1 protein-coding gene and 1 pseudogene are annotated in these 2,443 nt (G+C 62.3%); both read left to right on the top strand.

What is annotated here, in order from left to right:
• On the top strand, positions 1–1,640 hold a 1,640-nt coding region (argS, locus tag EN994_RS27175; RefSeq protein ID WP_127307955.1), incomplete at its 5' end, for an arginine--tRNA ligase.
• Positions 1,641–1,743: 103 nt separating this feature from the next.
• Positions 1,744–2,443: pseudogene (locus EN994_RS27170) on the top strand (SPOR domain-containing protein); the annotation flags it as partial.

The following is a 2,443-nucleotide window of genomic DNA, read 5'->3' as shown; positions in this document are numbered from 1 at the left end:
ACGCCAGCCATGGCGACCTGGCGACCAATGCGGCAATGGTGCTGGCCAAGCCGACCGGCCAGAACCCGCGCGCGCTGGCCGAAAGACTGGCGCAGGCGCTGCGCGACGACAAGGATGTCGCGGCAACAGAGGTGGCCGGCCCCGGTTTCGTCAATCTCAGGCTGAAGGACGGCTTCTGGCAGACACATCTGACCGCACTGCTCGGCGAGGGCCGCAACTATGGCCGCTCGATGGTTGGCGGCGGCAGGAAGACCAATGTCGAATATGTCTCGGCCAATCCGACCGGACCGATGCATGTCGGCCATTGCCGGGGTGCTGTCGTCGGCGATGCACTTGCCAATCTGATGGCCTTCGCCGGTTACGACGTGACCAAAGAATACGTCATCAACGACGCCGGCTCGCAGATCGACGTGCTCGGCCGTTCCGCATTCCTGCGTTACCGCGAAGCGCTGGGTGACGACATCGGCGAGATTCCGAGCGGGCTTTATCCGGGTGATTACCTGGTGCCAGTTGGTCAGGCGCTGGTCGCGGAATTCGGCCGCTCGCTGCTGCAGATGCCCGATGACGAGGCGCTCGCCATCGTCAAGGATCGCACCATCGATGCGATGATGGCGATGATCCGCGAGGACCTGGCGATGCTCAACGTGCATCACGACGTGTTCTTCTCCGAGCGCACGCTGCACGCCGACAATGCCAGGAAGATCCGATCCGCGATCAACGATCTGACGCTGAAGGGCCATATCTACAAGGGCAAGCTGCCGCCGCCCAAGGGCGAGAAACCCGACGATTGGGAGGACCGCGAGCAGACGCTGTTCCGCTCGACCGCGGTCGGCGACGACATGGACCGGGCGCTGGTCAAGTCGGACGGCTCATTCACCTATTTCGCCGCCGACGTTGCCTATCTCAAGGACAAGGTCGATCGCGGCTTCGTCGACCTGATCTATGTGCTCGGCGCCGACCATGGCGGCTACGTCAAGCGGCTGGAAGCCCTGGCGCGGGCGATTGCCGGCGAAGAGGTCAAGCTCACCGTGCTGCTTTGCAATCTGGTCAAGCTGTTTCGCGAGGGCGAACCGGTGCGTATGTCGAAGCGGTCGGGCGATTTCGTGACGCTGCGCGAAGTGGTGGAGGAGGTGGGCCGCGACGCGATCCGCTTCATGATGCTCTATCGCAAGAACGATGCGCCGCTGGATTTCGATTTCGCCAAGGTGACCGAGCAGTCCAAGGACAATCCGGTGTTCTATGTCCAGTACGCCTCGGCGCGCTGTCATTCGGTGTTCCGGCAGGCGAGCGAGCAACTGGGCGAAGCCAATTTCGACCGCAACAGCCTGGCGTCCGCCGCGGCATTGCTGACCGACGAGGGCGAGATCGGCCTGATCCGCAAGCTTGCCGAATACCCGCGGCTGATCGAGTCCGCCGCCCTTGCGCTCGAGCCGCATCGGCTGGCATTTTACCTCTATGATCTGGCTTCCAGCTTCCACGGGCACTGGAACCGTGGCACGGATAATCCGGACTTACGTTTTGTTAAGGTTAACGACCGACAATTGACGCATGCCAGACTAGGGCTGGTGCAGGCTGTTTCGGACGTTTTGACGTCCGGCCTGACGTTGATCGGGGCCGCCGCGCCCACTGAAATGCGTTAGGTTTGACTAAATAACCTGTCACCTTTTGCCCACATTGCGCTGGTAAGGGCCAACCCTACGCGACGTCCATGGCGTCCGAATGAGTGCGAGTTCGGGAACAATAATGGCAGACAGAACCCAGCTGAGAGTAGCCGACAACAACGACATCGCTGAGGATGATCCGTTCGCGGAACTGACCAGGATCATGGGATTCGACCCGCGCCAGCCGGTCAGGCCGCAATCGCCCGCCCAGCCGCAGGCCCCAGCCGCCGATCACGGGCTCGAAGAGGGCGATTTCGATATCGATCTCGAGAAAGAAATGATGGGCGAGTTCGGCGCTGACGACAGCGACGCCGCTCCGGTTGTTCAGGCTCATGAGCCGACTTTCGTGCATGAGCCGGCATTCGAAGCGGCTGACGCCAGCGCGATGGACGACGAGCTTTCGGTGTCGCTCGACGACGATTTCGAACTGGACATGGCTGAGATCGACGACCACGTCGCCGGCGCCAGCCATGCGGTCGCCGCTGAAGCCGTGCCGTCCGTCGAGCCCGCTTTCGCGTCCGACATTGGCGATGCCGTCGCCGGTTCGCTCGAGGACGTGTCCCCCTTCGAGGACGATCAGTCGATGGCGGACGAGCTTGCCGCCTCGCTCGACCAGGACCTTCGGATCGATGAGGAAGCCGAAGAGGCCCTGTACAGCGTTGCCGATACGCCCGCTTCTGTCGAGCCGGTTGCCTCCGATGACGAATTCGACGATGCGGTGGCAATGTCGCTTGAAGACGAGCTGATGCTCGACGACCATTCGGCGGCGGAACAGTCATTCA

The sequence above is a fragment of the Mesorhizobium sp. M7A.F.Ca.CA.002.09.1.1 genome (genome assembly GCF_003998555.1).
GTDB classification, from domain to species: Bacteria; Pseudomonadota; Alphaproteobacteria; order Rhizobiales; family Rhizobiaceae; genus Mesorhizobium; species Mesorhizobium ciceri.
Note: the sequence above shows the minus strand (reverse complement) of the source record. Positions and strands in the feature narration are given on the sequence as shown.